The sequence below is a fragment of the Legionella steigerwaltii genome, from assembly GCF_001468065.1.
Lineage (GTDB): Bacteria > Pseudomonadota > Gammaproteobacteria > Legionellales > Legionellaceae > Legionella > Legionella steigerwaltii.
Window position 1 is genome coordinate 12,939 of the sequence record NZ_LNYZ01000004.1, and the last position, 17,649, is coordinate 30,587.

The window sequence follows — 17,649 nt, forward strand, 5'->3', positions numbered from 1 at the left end:
AGCTTACATAACAAAATTTTTTTATACCTCTTGATTTGATATATGAGTTTTGGGACCATCGGCGTATGATACGGTGTCATTTATTTATCAAAGGGAATTATTATGTTTCAACAAGCAATTGTACGTACACCATCGCCCAACTTAATTCATGGATTAACATCAACCCCGGAATTGGGTCGTCCAGATTATGCAAAAGCCCTGGAACAACATCAAAATTACATTACTGCACTGACAAACTGTGGTGTGGAAGTGACTGTCTTACCCGCAGCAGATGATTTTCCTGATTCATGTTTCGTAGAAGATCCTGCGCTCCTTACAGATAAAATCGCCATTCTAACTCGACCGGGTGCTCGATCAAGACAGGGTGAAGTAGATTTAATTGAGCCGTGCGTCCAAACTTTTTATCAAGGTCGCACCTATAAAATAAAAGCTCCAGGAACATTGGAAGCAGGCGACGTTATGCAAATTGAGGATGTTTTTTACATAGGGATCTCACAACGTACCAATCAAGAAGGCGCCCAACAATTAGCCACCTTATTGGCACAGTATGGCTATAAAAGTACCTTAATCGAACTTAAAAAATTCCTACATCTTAAAACAGGGGTTTCATATTTAGGAAATGGATGCGTGCTCGTCAATGGCGAATTAGTTAATCATCCTGCCTTTAAGTCATTGAAACAATTAATTATTAGTGATAATGAGGCTTATGCAGCGAATTGCATTAGGGTCAATAATACGGTCATTATGCCTCAAGGTTTTCATCAGGCTATAGAAATGGTTCGCAGTTCAGGTTTTCATGTCGTTACTGTGGATGTAAGTGAGTTTCGTAAAGTTGATGGTGGTTTAAGCTGTTTGTCATTGAGATTTTAATGAATAAAAAGCTAACCATTTTTAGTTTAACCTTGATGACCGTTGGTTCGGTAGATAGCATTCGCAATTTGCCTGCTGCAGCATTAGTTGGAGCAGATATTTTTTGGTATTTTGGACTGGCTTTATTTTTCTTTTTATTACCCAGTGCAATTATTGCAGGATGGTTTTCCGTCACATCCCATGCAGGAATTTATGAATGGGTAAAAAAAAGTCTGGGCAAAAAAGCAGGCTTCATCGCCATTTGGTTTCAATGGATGCAAAATGTCCTTATTTATCCTACATTCTTCAGCTTTATAGCTGGAACACTCTTATATTGTATCAACCCAAATTTTGTTGAAAATAAAATACTTCTGTTTACCCTAATCAATCTCCTTATCTGGTGCTTGACTTGGGTGAACATAAAAGGGTTTTACTTGTCTCATCGGCTGACTGTTTTCTGCTCTATATTCGGACTATTGCTCCCTTTTATTTTAATTTTAACTATAGGGGCTATTGAGATGATATTTTATCCTCAATCCCTAAAACTCATTTCCCCTTCCCATCATCAGGATTCATGGGCATCTCTAACCGCGATTATTCTTTCCTTTTGCGGTATTGAAATTGCTGGGGTTCATACTCAAGAATGTAAACCTGGGGCTCTGCCTAAAGCCATTGCTCTATCTGTAATTATTATTTTTTTTACCATGCTCTTTGGTTCATTGACCTTAGCGTTGCTTCTTGCCCCACAACAATTAAATCTTATTAGTGGCGTTCCCGAGTTGTTTCAAGCATTTTTTGCACAAATTCAATTCGCCAACTTAAGTTTGATTGTCAATATTTTAATAGTTATTGGGTGTATTGGTTGTGCCAATAATTGGCTTCTCTCACCACTAAAAGGTCTTTTATTTGCGAGTAATGAGCTCACTAATTCGGCGCATCAATCCGCATCTAAATTCTTGCTTATACAAGCATGTGGAGTCTCATTTATAAGCACTCTTTTTTTATTATTTCCGAGCATTAACGCTTCATACTGGTTTATGATAACTTTAGCAACTCAAATGTATTTGCTCATGTACGGGTTCATGTTTGCAGGTGCTGTACGATTAGCGTGGCAAGAGAAAAAGCGCTTTTACTGGTTAATTATTATATGTTCCCTTTTTGGATTTATAGGTATCGCAATTGCAATTGTAGTAAGTTTTACGCCTCCAAGTTCATTAAAATATGGTTCCCTCCTGTATTATGATTTATTTATTATTGCCTGTTTGTTACTTATTGGTTTTTCATCCATTTTATGGAAAAAAGCTATAAAAGTAGCGCCAAAAGATACAAAGCACTTTAATCTGTTGATGAACCAACAAATTCAAGATTAACATCTTGATTTCTCGGTTTATTACGAAATGAACCACTTTACTTTAAACCCAAAAAAGTTTATAATTTGTACAGATATGAATATTGGAGTTCTTCTGTGCCCACTACATCACCAATGACTTTAACTTCAAGTCAACTAGAACAATGGTTTGCTACCATAGAACGAAATAACAATCCTAATAGCCAAGAAAAGGATCCTTATTTGGCGATTCAATTTCTTTCTCGTTTTGGGCTAAAAAATGCGAAACAGGTGTTTGAGTTCCTTAAAACAGCTGGCGGTCACGAAACAATCAATATGATAATCAAAGAACTTATTAAGGAAGAGGCTCAACTTCAATTCATTAGAGAACGAAATGCCGAGGAAATGCTTAAGCAACAACGATTGCTTTATCTTCTTATGGCATCCATTGCAAAAGACAAAGCACTTGCAAAACACGTTAATGAAGTTATTCAGCAACAAATCGATCAAAAACTTAAAGAAACAAAAACTGTTGAAGGACCAAAAGCTAACATTATTGCACTACAAATTATGGACGCTAACATTCAAGCATATACTAAGGCGCTCAAGGCTTTAGATGAAGAAGAGAAAAGCATCGAGGAAGAATTAGAAGAAATAGAAGAAGCGTTGAAGGCTCTTGAAGAAGAAGCCTTATTATTGGAAGAGAATCATGCCTATATGACTGACCATTTGGATGTGATCAGTACATTTCTTCAGGCGCCTCTATTCAATAATCAACCAATGACTCAATTTGTTAACTATTCGAACCAACAAGTAGCTTCTTTAACTTCACAGCTAGACACTCTTAGAGCACAGTATACAGCACAATCAGCTACCACAAGTGATGTCAGTGGCGTCCAAGAGATTGTTGAATCACCCATTGCTAGGAAAATTCGAATGCTGCAAGATCAAATTGACTTTTATAAAACTCAATTTGAACAGCCGCCTCAAAGTCAAGAACAAGTAGTTCAAAAATTAATTGATCAAGTTAGGAGCAGATTGGATCAAATGCAACGTCTTGATCAAATACACGTACCAATACCGTTCCGTGAACGAGAGTTAGATGGATTAAGATTACAAGAACGTGCATACCAGCAAGCTCAGCAATTTTTGAAAAAGGAAAAAAATCTCCTCAATGCTCAGCCGAATCCTGTTGATGATTTTAGCCAAGCTATTTTAATTATTGACCCGATTGCTGACTACTATGCAAGAAGACAACAACAACTCGATTCACTGAGTCAACGTATGCACCCTCTTAAATCGAGGCAGAGTAATGCCATTGAGCGCCTTGAGCAAACCAAAGCAAGTAAGGTCGAGATGCTTCATGCGTTAACGAGTGCTAAAGCTCAACGCGCATTATTAAGCCAATCTCATGAAGTCACACCTTTAGCAATGACACCTAAACCCACCCCAAAAGTAGTAGCTCCTAAACCCGAGCCTCAAAGCAGCTACTCCCTTATGATGCGTAGTTTAGATTGCTTGGCACCAACCCATCCACCTGCACCACATCCTAAAGACATTAGAAGTGCGCTTGAGGCTATAGTTCCACCAGATGGAAAAGGTACATTGGATGCACAAATCAATGAAGCTAAACCCGGTGAAATTATGCAACTTGGTTGGCTCTATGGAGCTAAAAAGCTGATGCCAGATATTCCTATACCCGAATTGGAATCCGATTTAAGGCATAAAAAATAGTGTAGGCTGGGCTGTTAAGCCCAGTCTCGGGCCATATTCACGGGCACGCATACGTTCACGTAAAAGCTGAGCGTAGAATTATAAAGAATCTAAATTCTTTTGATATTCTATTTGACAAGATCAAGCACAAATTGTTACTATTCAAGTAATGAATAATTTATTTCACATTCTGTAATATATATGAGCAATGGCGCACAACATCAATTTTCTTTAAACAGCTCGGTTAAGTTGGCGCGTGTTATTGCTTCTGTCGTCTCTGTTGTTGTGGTGGTAGTGGTCTTCCTCTCCTCGCCCTAGAGTCGCGTTTTTGATTATCAGCCTCTCTAGGGAGAAGGCAAAATAATCAAAGCGATACGACTAACTATCTTGAGGAGATTCATTATGGGAAACGCACTTGATGCAGAAGCATCACAGAAACAAATTACTTATCGCGCCATCTTTATCATTAGTTTATGTGCTGCATTTTTATTTTATAAATACATCCTCCAAAACTTTCCAAGTGTAATGCCTCAACAACTGATGGACACATTTCACCTCCAGGGGTTAGGCCTTGGTGTTTTATCAGGTGTGTATTTCTGGACCTATCTAATTGTTCCCTTATTTGTAGGAATTATCCTCGATCATTATGGTACTCGATGGGTTACCACAGGAGCCATTTTTTGCTGCGCCCTTGGAATTTATATTTTTTCGCAAGCACAGGATTTAAATACCGCTATTTTAGGACGCTCTTTAACCGGAGTTGGTGTTTCTTTTGCTTCCATCGCTTATTTTAAACTAGCAGCAGTATGGTTTCCCAAAAAACATTATGCCTTGCTAACCTCATTACTTGTTACTGCAGCTATGGTTGGTGCAATTTTCGGGCAAATGCCATTAGCATGGTTAGTTGATCAGATAGGTTGGAGAGCCAGTTTAGCCAATGTAGCTTGGATGGGAATAGTTTTAGCGTTCATGTTCCTATTTATTGTTAAAGATAACCCAACTTTTTCCTTTGAAAAATCTAAATCTGAAACGCATGCTTCAAAAAACCCTCATCTATGGCAAGATATTTTATTGATTGTAAAAAATAAACAAAACTGGCTATTAACTGGATACAGTGGTTTAGCATTCTCTCCCATCGTTATTTTTTGCGGTTTATGGGGAAATCCTTTTTTACAAAAAGCATATCATTTAGATAAATTAGTAGCTCCGTCACTTATTTCTTTAGTTTTCGTAGGATTAGCAATTGCATGTCCTGTATTTGCATTGTTTATTAACCGCATACAAAATCGTTGTGCTTTTATGTTTTACAGCACTTTAGTCTCTGCTTTATCCATTAGTTTGGTGATCTACGCGCACCCTATGCCAATCTGGTTACTGAGTGTATTACTTTTTCTTTTTGGCTTTAGTTTAGGCGCATTTCCATTAGTATTTGTAATTGGGAAAGAATCAAATCCATTATATCTTGCAGGTACAGTAACCTCTTTAATCAATGCCAGTGACGCTTTCTTAGATGCAACTACTGAGCCTGCAATAGGGAAACTTCTAGATGCTTTTAGCAATGCAGGTACTTCTCACGATTTTTCACTATTTAGTTATCATATTGCTTTGGCTATTTTACCTTTATACCAAATAATCGGAGCATTTTTGATGAGATGGGTTAAAGATGAGCATCGTGCAGTTCATTGAGAATGCAACGATTCATTAAAAATTGTAGCCTAGGTGAAGGTGCATGCCGTAGCCCGGGTTTTCCTTCCAGCGATTTCCCGGGTTCCGCGTCGCGGAACCCAGGCTACAATTCTGTTTGGATCAAATAAAACAAGTTATTCAATTACTCTCAACATGTACATACACCCACGCCAATATGCCTGAAATAAGCTTCACTTGAATCCGTTTATAGTCTGCCACTTCATAAGAATCAGCTTTTTTTAACTCCTCGGCACTGACATCAAATACCATGCCGTCTACACTATCCGTTGAATTTCCAGTATAAGTAATAATTGGATGCTCGTCTTCACCACTTGCAGCAATAACATCCGAATCCTTTATTTTTACTTTTGACATGCCAAAACCAGGAAGACTATCTGCTGTGCCATCCAATTTTCTTCCAAAATTACTTAATTGCACCGATTCATAACGCAATGTGCCATAAGAAAATAGTTTTTCAGTATTCACAGACTTATACCTTCAAATAATAGTATTGGTTGATTATCCAGATTTTATTATCAATAACAATATCTGGAATATCATAATTAAATCAAATGACTCAATTTATAATTCAAACCTTTGTTATACTGTAACTATATACAACGCACTATTTAGGGAAAATAATGCGCTTATTATCAATTCCTTACATTCTATTTGGTTTTGCATTTTCATCACTTGCAATAGCAAAGCACACCCATCATAGTGATGCTGTAGGCCTTGACCATAATTTTTCAAAACAAGAACTCTCTATTTATATCGATCAAAGCAAAATATTTAAAAATATTCCCAACTTACAAAAGGCCGGACTAGTAGATGCAAATCTTTCCAATACTGAAGCAGGTTTTTATAAAACGGAACTCGCTGCACTGGTATCAATACCCTATGTTATGAAAATTATTCATAACCTGTATTCCTCGAATAGAAAAACGGATCAGATTTATATTAAATCTTACCTGCTAGCTACAGATCTATATGGTAATAACACACCATTTTTTTGTTATTCATTCACTTTTAACCGCCAACTGTATCAAAAAATTAATTGGAAAACTTTTCAAACTAACGATATTGTAAAAATTGCACCCAATTTTAAAACGTCAGATACATGCAAGATACTTGATGAAACAAGCCCTCTTAGCATTTAATGGTTGCGATTTTGATGCATGTTTGAACTGGCTACAACTTTATTACGACCCATTTTCTTTGCTTGATAAAGTGCTTCATCCGCTTTGGATATCAAATCAACTACTTTTTTCCCATCATAAGGATAAAAAGATATCCCAACTGAGATCGTAACGGAGATTGGTTCTTCTTGGTTGACGTCGATAGTGAACTGTTCAATGGACTCACGTAGTGTCTCAGCTTTTGATTTTGCAGCATCTAAGCTATTGGTTTTTAAGAAAATTATAAACTCCTCACCTCCCCAACGTGATACCAAATCATCTTGACTACATATTTGACGTATTTTTACAGCAAATTCAAAAAGAACCTGATCGCCAACCAAGTGACCATAGGTATCATTTATTCGTTTAAAAAAATCAATATCAATTAATAAAAGAGCAAATGGGAATGGATTACTTTTAGACTTTAGAATTTCATTTTGGAGATATTCTTCAAAGAACCGTCGGTTATAAACACCAGTTAAACTATCCTGAGTAGATTGAGTTTTTAGAACATCACGAAGCTTAATATTGTAAATGCTCAATGCAGACTGTTCTGCGATAATTTGTGCTAAAGCAATTAATCGCTGTTTGTCAGTATTTAACCCAAATTCCACATAAAATAGTCCTAACATCTCATTTTGGGCAAATAAGGGCAAACAAACATAACTTTCAGGTTTTTTATCCGCTTTTTTAATATGATTGCATAAAACGCCTTCAGTGGTATCAGAAATATAATAGGATTGATGCCTTAATATCGACAAGCAATTTTTTGGTTTAAAAAGAAATAAATTGGAAACGGGCTCACCCCAACTTAAAACTCTACTAATTAGGTCTAAGTTATCTGACGAAATCAGATAAACAATCCCAGAAGTACCTGATAAAATGCGTTTACTGTAATTTTTAATGATTTCAACCGCATCATTCATGGAAAGACTTGATTGCAATAAGCTCATTAACTCCTTCAATAATTCAAGTTCTTTATTTTGCATTTCAAGACTTTTAATTACATTTTCAAGTTCATGTTTTGATTCTTCAATTTTTCTTTCACTTTGAATACGCTGGTGAACATTGATTGCAAAATGACTCACACCGATAAGCTTACCGTCTGAATCACGGATTGGGTTATAATGTATTTCGAAATCCAGCCCCTCATGTTGTTTGTCTTTAAATGACTCAATCACGGTGAATGCGGAACCTTTCATTGCTTTTTCCCAAAGCGACATAGTTTTCTTTTGGTTCTCTTCACTCATTTTCGGTAAAAGTGCCCTAAAGTTCATACCAATTTCTATATCAATTTTGAAAATACGATAAACTTCACATTTATACATTGTATTAAACGCAATAAAATCATAATTCAAATCAATTGCGGCAACTAAATCACTACTCCCCTCAATAATTCCATGTAAACGTTCACGAGCATTAGCCAATTCTGTTTGTGTTCGATTTAATTTTTCAGTATTTCCTTTTATAAATTGCAGTGTATAAATTAAAAATCCAGAAAACAGCGCCATAAGCATTCCAGTAAACAAAATCATGGATGGAAAAAATGATGTAATAACCTGAGCATGAAGCGCAGTAGAAGGCCAAAGTGTGATCTTCCAATTTTGCCCGAACAAGGGAAGAATAATGCTGTGTTTCCAACCCTTGTAAAAGGTATGGTCTCCTTGTGCGTTAGTAAACAAAAGTCCTGAAGCATCAGAGATGCTCAGATTGTATCCTTGTATATCCGTTTTCTTTAAAATGTCTTCTAAAAACATTTGTGTGCTTAAAACTCCGACCATAAACCCTTGAAACTGTTTTTCTTTAATAATTGGGCTCATTAATAAGATCACTTTATCTTCATCAAGGAGATCAAACTGGGTACTTAGTTGCAGCTCATTTTTTGTTAAACTTTTTGACATTTCTTTACGTCGATCTGCATCTTTGTATAGGTTAAGTTCTTTAATTAATTCATTACCTTCTTTAGGCACAATCCATTGTGTAATATATTTGTTATCAACCCATTCAATTGCTCTATAACCTGGTTGATCGTGAATGTAATGCATCACATCAGCACGCCATTCATTCTCCGGCGTTGTTTGTCGATTCAGCCAACGATAAGTAATTCTTGAAAAGGAAGAGGTAAGCTCAAGGATGTGAGACTCAATTACATCCTCTATATTTTCAACTTTCAACTGTAATAACATGCTCAATGAGTTTTCTTGATTTTTTTTAGTGAACTGCCATCCTAATATGGTGATATTTAAAATTATAAAAACTGTTATTAAAGGAAGAGAAACGAGTGCATGCTTTACATTTTTTGAATTAATGTAGGAAATGACACCTAAACTTAAAAGAATCAATCCAGCAGAAGTATAGATAGAAATTTTCATCCATCTGCCAGCGCCAAAGACTGTTGCGAAATCAATAAAATAATTGGTACTGGCTATAAACCCCAAGCTTAAGGTAAAAAAAACGCCAAATAAACTCAGCCAAAGCCAAGCAATGGAAAAATGAAATGAAACAATAATAAGACAAAGAGCAATAATGAGAAAACCAAATGCAACACTTGGTGCAGTAGGTCCTGGATATTGATTGAAATTGAGTGCAAAAATTTTAATAAAGAACGCGTCAAGAAACTGAGTATTCAAAATATGTTCAGCCAAAATAAACCCAGAAAATAATATGAGAATACAACTAAGCGTTCGGCTGGATTTAATCAACTTTCTATTTAAACAAATTAATGATGAGCTTCCTAAAATAAAGCAGAGTGCCGTACTTGGCTTCATAAAAGCATATCCAGGAAAATCAATAAATAAGTGAGAATCGAAATACCAAATGAATAAGACCAAAAAGCCAATAAGGAAACAAATGTCCCCGATTAAATAGGTAAAAATTCTATAGTATCCCTTCTCGTTCATATTCTTTTCCTTTGCTATTAATTTAGTATAAGCCAAAGAAAAGGGTTATATATAATTGAAATTATGTAGCCCAGTTACAATGAGCTGGGCTTGGAAACAGGAGTGTTAAAAAAACGGATATAGCCAGTCTTTAAGGAATAATATTGAGAGATTAAGTAGGACTGCCTTCTAAACTGTATTCATCTAAAGCCAATAATATTTTTTCCTCAAGTGATTTAGCTTTTTCTAGAGGTTGATTCACACCATTGATAATAATAGAAAAAATAAATGTTTTTTCGTTTGGATTAATAATGAAACCCGATAATGATGAAATATCATGCATTGAACCGGTTTTAGCATACACTTTTTTCTCTAGCATGGTTTTCTTCATTCTGTCTTTTAAAGTTCCTGAAACACCTGCTTGCGGTAATGCCTTGATGAAAATCGTTTTCATGTCTTGATCTTGATAAAGATCCGTAAGTAAGTTTACCATTTGCTCCGCAGTTACCAAATTATAACGAGTTCCTTCACCATCCACGATCTCCATTTGCGAGAGATCCAGGTGTGTATGCTCAGATAATACTTTTTTAATCGCGAAAGCTCCTTCTTTATGAGTCCCCTTTCCAGTGAGTGAATAACCTAATTTTTTGGTTAAACTGTTCGCATAAAGATTATCCGACTCCTGTAACATATGTATTATCAATTTACTGAGTGCTTTGGATTGAAAGCTAGCAATAAAGTCCGTATCAGATGGGGATACTCCTGTAATGATTTTTCCTTTCAATGCAATACTACTTTTATCAATAGACTTTTTGATTACTTGTTTTACTAATAAAATAGGATCAGGAATGGCAAGTTCTATTAACTTAGGATTTTTTTCTTGAATCATACAGCCATATAAGCGCATGGTATTATTGGGTTTAATTTCAAGATTCAGGCTACAATGATTTTTTTCCTCTTCTTTACTCACTGTAACTACTTCATTAATAAGTGTTAATGCTTTAGGTAGGGTTTTGGGTTTGACCTTGGCTGGTTGGCCTAATTCATTTGCACTAATTAATTCATAAGCTACTTTATTTCCATTCAAAATTGCCGCTGTATCTGGAGCAGCGTAATACCAACCTAAATCGTCATAAGAAGTTCCGCTTGGGTAATACGGGGCTTGATATTGTGAGCTGTCAATAATCACATTACCGTTTATTGCGTTTACTTTATTTTTTTTCAAATTGAGTAATAAAGAAGTCAAATTATCTACAGTAAATGAGGGTGACCCTGTAAATTGAACATAGTAGTCTTGATTTTTTCGAGACAGAGTCGTTATAAAGCGATAGTCAGGTTTTAATTGATAAAGTGCCGCTGCAGCTGTAAGTAGCTTCATCCCGCTGGCTGGAGACAATAGCTTATCAGCATTTCTGCTGTAAACAACTTGCCCTGTCTTTGCTTCTTTAATAAGTATGCCAACAGTTGCATGGGGTAGCTGTTGTGCAATAATCCCATCTATTTTTTCTGATAGCGTTTGAGAATTAGCAATTTGATTAAAGAAAAAAGCAGCAAAGACCCATAAATAATTAGAATAACGCACGGCATTTACCTAATAAAAGAGACAATGAGGTATAGCTTTACCCATTCAGAGCCGAAGTGCAACCCCTCTAATCTAAGAATTTTACAGATGCATCAATTCAGGATTCATTGTTATCCTAACTACAAGGAGTTTGATATGTAAATAAAGGGTTGCTGTTTCTTATCCAACCAATGAAGGAGCCTAAGCAAATGAGGTTCATCCATAGCAATGCATCCATAAGTCCCTACATTTATCGATCGCCATAGATGTATAAAAATAGCACTTCCAGCACCGGGAACTACTGGATTCATATTGTAATTGATTACTACTCCCATTTTATACGCGTCAATCAGCATAGATTCATAACTTTGGGCATCTGTATCTCCCCTAACCCAAGTGTTATAACTTTTATGTGAGACATCATCTATAAATTTATCATCCGAAGTGATGTATTTAAAATCCATTTTAAGTGCTAAAGGTTTAGATCCAAACGCCTCGCCCAAAGGATATAAACCCGCTGGAGTTTTCATATCCCCTTCTTGCTTTTTCCCTATAGGCGCTATCCCTTTTTTACCCACAACTGCAGGAAAAGAGTCAAACTGCTGTTTCCATTCATGCTTTTGTTTCTTACATGCAGTCACCTCAGCTTCAAAACCTTTGATGAGATGTACTACAATCACTTGCGACGAAGACTCAGGAACATCCTTTAAAGCGACTACAGCACAAGGTTCAGTTGATTGCTCTGTCATTGGCATCAAGAGATAAACCAAACAGAACAAAAGTACCAAAAAAATGAATGCACTTTTTGATTTTATCATTTTATGGGATCAAATTAGGGCTATCAGGCTTCATAAAGCTGCGTGAAAACGTTTCGGGTGTCGGACTTTTTGCATTTAATTCATCAAGATAAATCATCTTAAAATAAGATTTATTAGCCAGTGAACTTATATCCGGATTTTCAGGATAATATTTAAGCAAAGGAAAAAACACCGCTTGCCCAATAATATAACGCTTATCTCTGTTTTCAGGACTAAGTCCCCAAACATTTTGATAAGTCATTGCCGCTTCCTCATGATTATTTATAGACCTATTTCCTAAATAAAGCATCACATGGCCTCCAATATAAATAATCGTCATAAGTGGATGTCCTTTCGTCTTCAAATTACTGAGCCGCTCATCAACTGTATTTTTAGTTAAATCAACCCCAGAACTTATTTTTGCCTGTTGTGCCGAATTACGCGGTAGCCAAATTCCAAATGGAGTAAATAGGCTCTTTAATTCTTGTGAGCAATCATTAAAAAAGAAGGCCCCACCCCAGCCATAAGGACGATTTTGTAATTGTTTCAGGAGCTTAGCCATATTTTTTTTCGAAGCATCAAGAGGCATTAAGCTAGCAGATTGTGAGGATACAAACCCTGTCTGAATCACTGCTTGATGATGTTCGTTCTTTACTGGGATCAAGATAGATATTGAATTATCATCACGACTTGAAAGCGGAAATACTGCACCAATATATCCTGAAAATTGGAAGTGATGATGCTGATTCATAATACTTGTTTCAGTTTCAGTAATCGCAACAAGCCCCTTAGTTGCCGCGTTTTTCCATTGTTCAATAAATTGAGTTGAAGTGTAAGCAATATCCGAGCTTTTTACCCAAGCAAAATAAGCATCGGGTGTTAATACTAAGGACCAAGACTTATCCTGGGACGTGGTGAAAACATAGAGTGGTGTTCCTGCCCAAATTACTGACTCTTGTAAATTATCAAATGGAAATCCTTGTCCTGGCATAGTGAAATGAAAAAAATCTGGAGCATGCTCTGGAAGAGCTCGTGCAAAAGTATTATTTACGGCAATAGCCCTATTTTTTTCGTTAAAACCTAATGCATCAATAGCTGACAAATCCATATTGCGTTGAATACGATTTAGCCATATTGCATCATGCTCTTTAAAGTTTTCAGCATAGTGCCGCTCTTCATTGGGTTTATTTTGATTGTCATATTCCTTTAATAACTCCAATTCAATTTTTTTCACCACAGGAAGAATAGAGAGCACCATTCTATCATTCCATGGAGAGAGACCTTCGGAACTGTCAGAGTAGTAATGATTATAAAACTGCTGCAATTGAGCCACTTGGTATTCATGCGTTAATAAAGGACTCTCATAGTCATCACCGTTGGAAGGTAAATAATCATTGATATTTTGAGAATAAGGTTTTATCGAAAAATCATAAATTGGTACTTCAGTTGCACAAGAAACCGATAAAAAGAAAATCCCTAAAAATAGATAAAAATGTCTACTTAAATACTTGAGATTAAATAATCCAAACAGCATATGACAATCCATATTAATAAAATGTGCACAATTGTATCATAAATGATACTTTAAGTAAGAATTTTATCCTCCAAAACTGCAGTTGATTCTTCTGAGATGGCATCAACATGTTCATGACGCTCAGGGCTCAACAATCTTTGAGATGAATAAAGAATAAAGATACTCAAGGGTAATAAACTAAATAGATCAAAGGGAAACTTTAAAATACCTATACCTCCAAAAACCCCCAAATAGGAAATAACAAGTATCGTCACCATATAAAATAAAAACCAATATAAAAGTGCACTATTATCCCAACTGTTTTTACGATGATAGACGCAATAAATCAGAATACCTATAAGTAACGCGATATCCAACTTCCATATGATTGAAAATCCGCACCAATACAGCATTAAATTACAAAAATAAAATGCAATATGAGAACAAACTAATGCGCCAGAAAGTCTAAAAGGCCTCGGCGTTTGTGGCTGTAATTTACGCATTGCTAAAAGGCATATTGGGCCAATGCTGTATGACAGAATACTTGCAGAAGAAAGAAACGCTACCAACTTCTGCCACCCTGGAAATGGAAGGAATGAAAACATTCCCACTAATAAATTTGCATAAAGCGTCACATAAGGAATCTTATGACGATTCACCTTTAGAAAGGCTTTGGGTAAATGATCATTTAATGCCATTCCATACAAAATCCGCGAAGTTGCTGCTGTATACACTAAAGTTGTTCCAAAAGGAGAAAAAGCGGCATCAATTAATAGCAAAGTAGCGACAACACTGAGTCCTAAAAGCAAAGTTAAACCCACTAAAGGTCCGCTATCTCCTGGATAACTTAGAGTATGCCAACCATTAGTTAGGTACTTCTGAGGCACGGCTGCGATAAAACTCAATTGCAACATGAAGTACAAAATAAATCCAATCAGTACGGCCCCTAATATAGCAATAGGAATATTTCGCTGTGGATTTTTTACTTCTCCTGCCAATATCAAGCCATTTTGGAATCCAGTGAAAGCAAAAGCAACACCTCCCGCTGAAAGTGCAGTGAAAATATTGATCCAACTTTCTTTACTCGACAGATCAATGCTGACATTCTCCAGAGTCGGCGCAGCATGTAGTAAAGAAACTATAGCGATACTTGGTAATATAAATTTAATAATACTTGCATACTTGTTGCATTCAACAAGCAATTTAATACCATAGGAATTCAATAGAACGACAAAAAGCATGATGCCGACTGCTGCAACATAACCATATCCTGAAAGCGTAAACGTTGTCGAATCTTTGACAATTAGTACTGGAAAAAAGTGACTTGAATATTGCAGGATTGCTTGAATTTCTATAGGAGTCATAACGACATAAGACAACCACGATGTCCATGCGAATAAAAATCCAACTTCCTTGCCATGGGTAAAAGTTGGGTAATTAGACATCCCTCCAGAAATTGGGAACATGGTTCCAAGTTCACATAGAGGAAGCGCAATAAACAGCATAAAAATAGTAGCAATGACCCATGAAACCAATGAGTTACTACCCGCCATTTGGGCACTAATGAATGGACTAAACAACCACCCCGAGCCAATCATTCCACCTGCAGAGACAATTAGAATGTTAGTTGTTGAAATATCACGTTTTAACATAAATAACCCTTAGCGTGCAGGCAAAATTCTAATTTAGCCAGAAAGTTTTAATTATACAAGTTTTTAATGACAAGAAGCTCATTTATTAATATTTATTATCCAATCAGTAAGTTAATTGCAGTTTCTAATGTAATACTCACGTTCTATTGCCTCAATTTCCTTGATAATCTGCTCCCCTTTTTCATCGTTTTTTGTATTAAACCAGGCTTCCAAAATCTCTTTTGCTAAATCCTGGGTTAATAGACGATTGGATAGAGCCAAAACATTTGCCTGATTCCATATCCGTGCACCTTTCGCTGTTTGAGCATCAGTACACAGCGCGGCTCGTATGCCTGGAACTTTATTAGCCACGATCGAAATGCCCGTACCTGTCCAGCAAAAGAAAATACCTTCATCACACTCACCATCGCGAATTGCTTTGGCGGCAATTTGAGCAGTTTTTATCCATGCTTCACTTTGTCGTGTTTGGAGTGCACCAAATGGAACAACCTGGTGCCCTAAGCGCTCAAGCTCTTGTACAACGAACTCATTCACTGGATAGAGTTCATCACTGCACACTGCTATTTTCATCGGTTTACTACCTCATCAAAAAAAATCAAAATTATTGAATGCCAAACCAGCCACCTGTATCGCCTCCTGCCCAACATGTATTATTTTTACATGTATTAAATTTTGCGGCACAGAGGAACTTGAACTTAGTTGCTTTACTTATATCCATTCCTTTATATCCTTCAGGCTGACATATTCGGTCCACATAAGTACCCCGAACCCTAATTTGACCCATTACATAAATATCTGCGGCCACAGGGTAAACTCCTTTATTATGTGAATAACATGCAATATAGCAGCCGGGGGTCATAGTATAACTGTTATCTGTTGGTAAAAGGGCCTGTTCAGCACCAGGATAAGGATGATTGACAACCCCATTATTTCCAAGAATATATACAGGAAAAGGTGATGGTAACAAGTTTTTATTTACATCTGGATTCGTTATAGGCTCACCCATAGCAAAACTTTTTACAATAAATAAGAATCCAACACTACTCAATAATATTTTTTTCATTTTTGCTTCCTTAAGGGCTTGGTTATTTAAATTATAGGCAAAACAAAATTGAATTTAGTGGAAGACATGAGGAGGCTAATAATTACTTATAGAGCTAGCCTATGTTCTTTTACCTGAGTACTTGGGAGAAAAGAGAGTATGCTCATGAACTTATGTTTACTTCAACCTAAGTTCGTTTACTCGATCAACGGGTGCAGGTTAGTGCAGAATTGTAGCATAGGTACTCGAACCGATAGCCCAGCTACAACTTATAGAAAAAAATGATTTATTTCAAGAGCTTTCAATTCCATTAAAATCAATATCATAGGTTGAGGCTGGATAAAATCCTTTCTTCATTCTGATCGCTCGGCAAAGCACATTAAGCATCATAAGTGTACTTTTCAATCTTAACCAGGGATATGCTTTATTTTTTAATACATCATGAGCTCTTCGGTAATCTTTAATAAAACGCACCGGATTTTTTAGCATATACTTGAAGCTGTGTAGCATCATTCCTTGGCCAAGCATATAAGGCTGCATATGCTGCATGTTAGGTATATCATACTGACGTTGTCCGCTTAAAATAGTATGCCAATCAATTTTATCGGTTAGTAGATGAAAGCCACTAGTTACTCTCGGATTACACTCTAAAACATACGCGTTATCATTCATTAAAATAAAATCAAAAGCGATTTGACCATTAAATTCGAAACGTTTACAAAATATTTTAATAAATTCATTAATCGACTTAATCTCTGCAGGCTCGAAATAAATTCCTGTGGAACGCCCTGCACTATAGGTCGAGTGATAACATGATTGAATTAACACCTCACCTTTATGAGCAATCGCATAGGCGCTGTATTCTTTTCCTTGAATAAAGTGTTGAGCAATATACGGTTCGTTAATTGGTAGCTCTGCAATGGTCCTTTGCGAAGGTTTTATGAGCGTGCGGGAACCAAAACGGGAAAAAATGGGCTTTAAAACAAGCGCGATATCATTAGGAAGATTTTGTTTGTCCTTATCTGTGTTAATTAACCAACTTGGCGGAGCAATCAAACCATATTCACCAACAAGTTGATTAAACGTATATTTATTATGCAATCGATTTAAGCGTTCAAAAGGTTCGCAAAAAACCTTAGTATGTTTTGATAGTTCATCATAGTCCTGGCTGATATGGAAAATTTCTTCACATGTAGGAATAAGGAGATCAATTTTATATTGAATCACTATTTCTTTTATTGCCTTTAAAAACGCAGCCAAATCATGATTGGGCTTAGGGACAACAAAATGTTTTTTCACTCCTTTAACACATCGTGAAAGTGGAAAAAGCATGCTTTCAGCACTATAAACCTGATATCCCTGATTCATGAGGCTACGCATAATGTCCATGGTAGCAGGCGCCCTACCTCCAGTAACTAAAATGTTCATTTACATCATTCCTTAAAAACCAAT

The 17,649-nt window shown here is 36.2% G+C and carries 14 protein-coding genes; 5 read left to right on the top strand and 9 right to left on the bottom strand.

The features are described 5' to 3' along the window. The first annotated feature begins 102 nt into the window (after positions 1 to 102). The 4 genes from Lstg_RS03095 (at position 103) to Lstg_RS03110 (ending at position 5,575) form a co-directional block, all read left to right on the top strand. Positions 103 to 870, top strand: a complete 768-nt coding sequence (locus tag Lstg_RS03095; RefSeq protein ID WP_058476208.1) for a dimethylarginine dimethylaminohydrolase family protein — start codon at positions 103 to 105, stop codon at positions 868 to 870. Then, positions 870 to 2,219 (top strand): APC family permease, encoded by a 1,350-nt coding sequence (locus Lstg_RS03100; RefSeq protein ID WP_058476209.1) that lies wholly within the window; start codon positions 870 to 872, stop codon positions 2,217 to 2,219. The genes Lstg_RS03095 and Lstg_RS03100 overlap by 1 nt, the downstream gene beginning before the upstream one ends. Positions 2,220 to 2,314: 95 nt before the next feature. Beyond that, positions 2,315 to 3,910: a hypothetical protein gene (locus tag Lstg_RS03105; RefSeq protein WP_133129182.1), complete on the top strand. Its 1,596-nt coding sequence runs from the start codon at positions 2,315 to 2,317 to the stop codon at positions 3,908 to 3,910. Between the two features lie 381 nt (positions 3,911 to 4,291). After that, the gene (locus tag Lstg_RS03110) at positions 4,292 to 5,575 is read left to right on the top strand and encodes an MFS transporter (RefSeq protein ID WP_058476211.1); all 1,284 of its coding nucleotides are present in this window, start codon (positions 4,292 to 4,294) and stop codon (positions 5,573 to 5,575) included. Between the two features lie 138 nt (positions 5,576 to 5,713). On the opposite strand, the gene Lstg_RS03115 is transcribed toward Lstg_RS03110, so the two are convergent. After that, a complete protein-coding gene (locus Lstg_RS03115) occupies positions 5,714 to 6,061 on the bottom strand; it encodes a gamma-glutamylcyclotransferase family protein (RefSeq protein ID WP_058476212.1) in 348 nt (115 codons plus the stop codon). Between the two features lie 155 nt (positions 6,062 to 6,216). Here Lstg_RS03115 and Lstg_RS03120 point away from each other — a divergent pair, with 155 nt between their 5' ends. Then, a complete protein-coding gene (locus Lstg_RS03120; protein WP_058476213.1) occupies positions 6,217 to 6,735 on the top strand; it encodes a hypothetical protein in 519 nt (172 codons plus the stop codon). Here the strand turns inward: Lstg_RS03120 and Lstg_RS03125 are convergent. The 8 genes from Lstg_RS03125 to Lstg_RS03160 all read right to left on the bottom strand — a co-directional run bounded on the left by Lstg_RS03125 (position 6,732) and on the right by Lstg_RS03160 (position 17,625). Further along, a complete protein-coding gene (locus Lstg_RS03125) occupies positions 6,732 to 9,653 on the bottom strand; it encodes a diguanylate cyclase (RefSeq protein ID WP_058476214.1) in 2,922 nt (973 codons plus the stop codon). The two genes, Lstg_RS03120 and Lstg_RS03125, sit on opposite strands and share 4 nt — an antisense overlap. Before the next feature lie 151 nt (positions 9,654 to 9,804). Beyond that, complete coding sequence (gene dacB / locus Lstg_RS03130; RefSeq protein WP_058476215.1) at positions 9,805 to 11,214, bottom strand: D-alanyl-D-alanine carboxypeptidase/D-alanyl-D-alanine endopeptidase; 1,410 nt, start codon at positions 11,212 to 11,214, stop codon at positions 9,805 to 9,807. A gap of 119 nt (positions 11,215 to 11,333) precedes the next feature. Next, positions 11,334 to 12,011 (bottom strand): L,D-transpeptidase family protein, encoded by a 678-nt coding sequence (locus Lstg_RS03135; protein WP_058476216.1) that lies wholly within the window; start codon positions 12,009 to 12,011, stop codon positions 11,334 to 11,336. Between the two features lies 1 nt (position 12,012). Further along, positions 12,013 to 13,524 (bottom strand): SH3 domain-containing protein, encoded by a 1,512-nt coding sequence (locus tag Lstg_RS03140; RefSeq protein WP_082650791.1) that lies wholly within the window; start codon positions 13,522 to 13,524, stop codon positions 12,013 to 12,015. 50 nt (positions 13,525 to 13,574) lie between these two features. After that, positions 13,575 to 15,155, bottom strand: a complete 1,581-nt coding sequence (locus tag Lstg_RS03145) for an APC family permease (RefSeq protein WP_058476217.1) — start codon at positions 15,153 to 15,155, stop codon at positions 13,575 to 13,577. Positions 15,156 to 15,266: 111 nt separating this feature from the next. After that, entirely contained in the window at positions 15,267 to 15,725 is a 459-nt protein-coding gene (locus Lstg_RS03150) for an RpiB/LacA/LacB family sugar-phosphate isomerase (RefSeq protein ID WP_058476218.1), read from the bottom strand. A gap of 31 nt (positions 15,726 to 15,756) precedes the next feature. After that, positions 15,757 to 16,218: a hypothetical protein gene (locus tag Lstg_RS03155; protein WP_058476219.1), complete on the bottom strand. Its 462-nt coding sequence runs from the start codon at positions 16,216 to 16,218 to the stop codon at positions 15,757 to 15,759. Positions 16,219 to 16,488: 270 nt separating this feature from the next. Continuing rightward, positions 16,489 to 17,625 (bottom strand): ATP-grasp domain-containing protein, encoded by a 1,137-nt coding sequence (locus tag Lstg_RS03160; RefSeq protein ID WP_058476220.1) that lies wholly within the window; start codon positions 17,623 to 17,625, stop codon positions 16,489 to 16,491. Positions 17,626 to 17,649 lie beyond the last annotated feature (24 nt).

Bases quoted from the DNA above. Each gene is read 5' to 3' on its own strand.
- Lstg_RS03120 (WP_058476213.1), top strand. From the start codon at position 6,217: ATGCGCTTATTATCAATTCCTTACATTCTATTTGGTTTTGCATTTTCA.
- Lstg_RS03150 (WP_058476218.1), bottom strand. From the start codon at position 15,725: ATGAAAATAGCAGTGTGCAGTGATGAACTCTATCCAGTGAATGAGTTC.
- Lstg_RS03110 (WP_058476211.1), top strand. From the start codon at position 4,292: ATGGGAAACGCACTTGATGCAGAAGCATCACAGAAACAAATTACTTAT.
- Lstg_RS03095 (WP_058476208.1), top strand. From the start codon at position 103: ATGTTTCAACAAGCAATTGTACGTACACCATCGCCCAACTTAATTCAT.
- Lstg_RS03100 (WP_058476209.1), top strand. From the start codon at position 870: ATGAATAAAAAGCTAACCATTTTTAGTTTAACCTTGATGACCGTTGGT.
- Lstg_RS03125 (WP_058476214.1), bottom strand. From the start codon at position 9,653: ATGAACGAGAAGGGATACTATAGAATTTTTACCTATTTAATCGGGGAC.
- Lstg_RS03140 (WP_082650791.1), bottom strand. From the start codon at position 13,524: ATGCTGTTTGGATTATTTAATCTCAAGTATTTAAGTAGACATTTTTAT.
- Lstg_RS03155 (WP_058476219.1), bottom strand. From the start codon at position 16,218: ATGAAAAAAATATTATTGAGTAGTGTTGGATTCTTATTTATTGTAAAA.
- Lstg_RS03160 (WP_058476220.1), bottom strand. From the start codon at position 17,625: ATGAACATTTTAGTTACTGGAGGTAGGGCGCCTGCTACCATGGACATT.
- Lstg_RS03135 (WP_058476216.1), bottom strand. From the start codon at position 12,011: ATGATAAAATCAAAAAGTGCATTCATTTTTTTGGTACTTTTGTTCTGT.
- Lstg_RS03145 (WP_058476217.1), bottom strand. From the start codon at position 15,155: ATGTTAAAACGTGATATTTCAACAACTAACATTCTAATTGTCTCTGCA.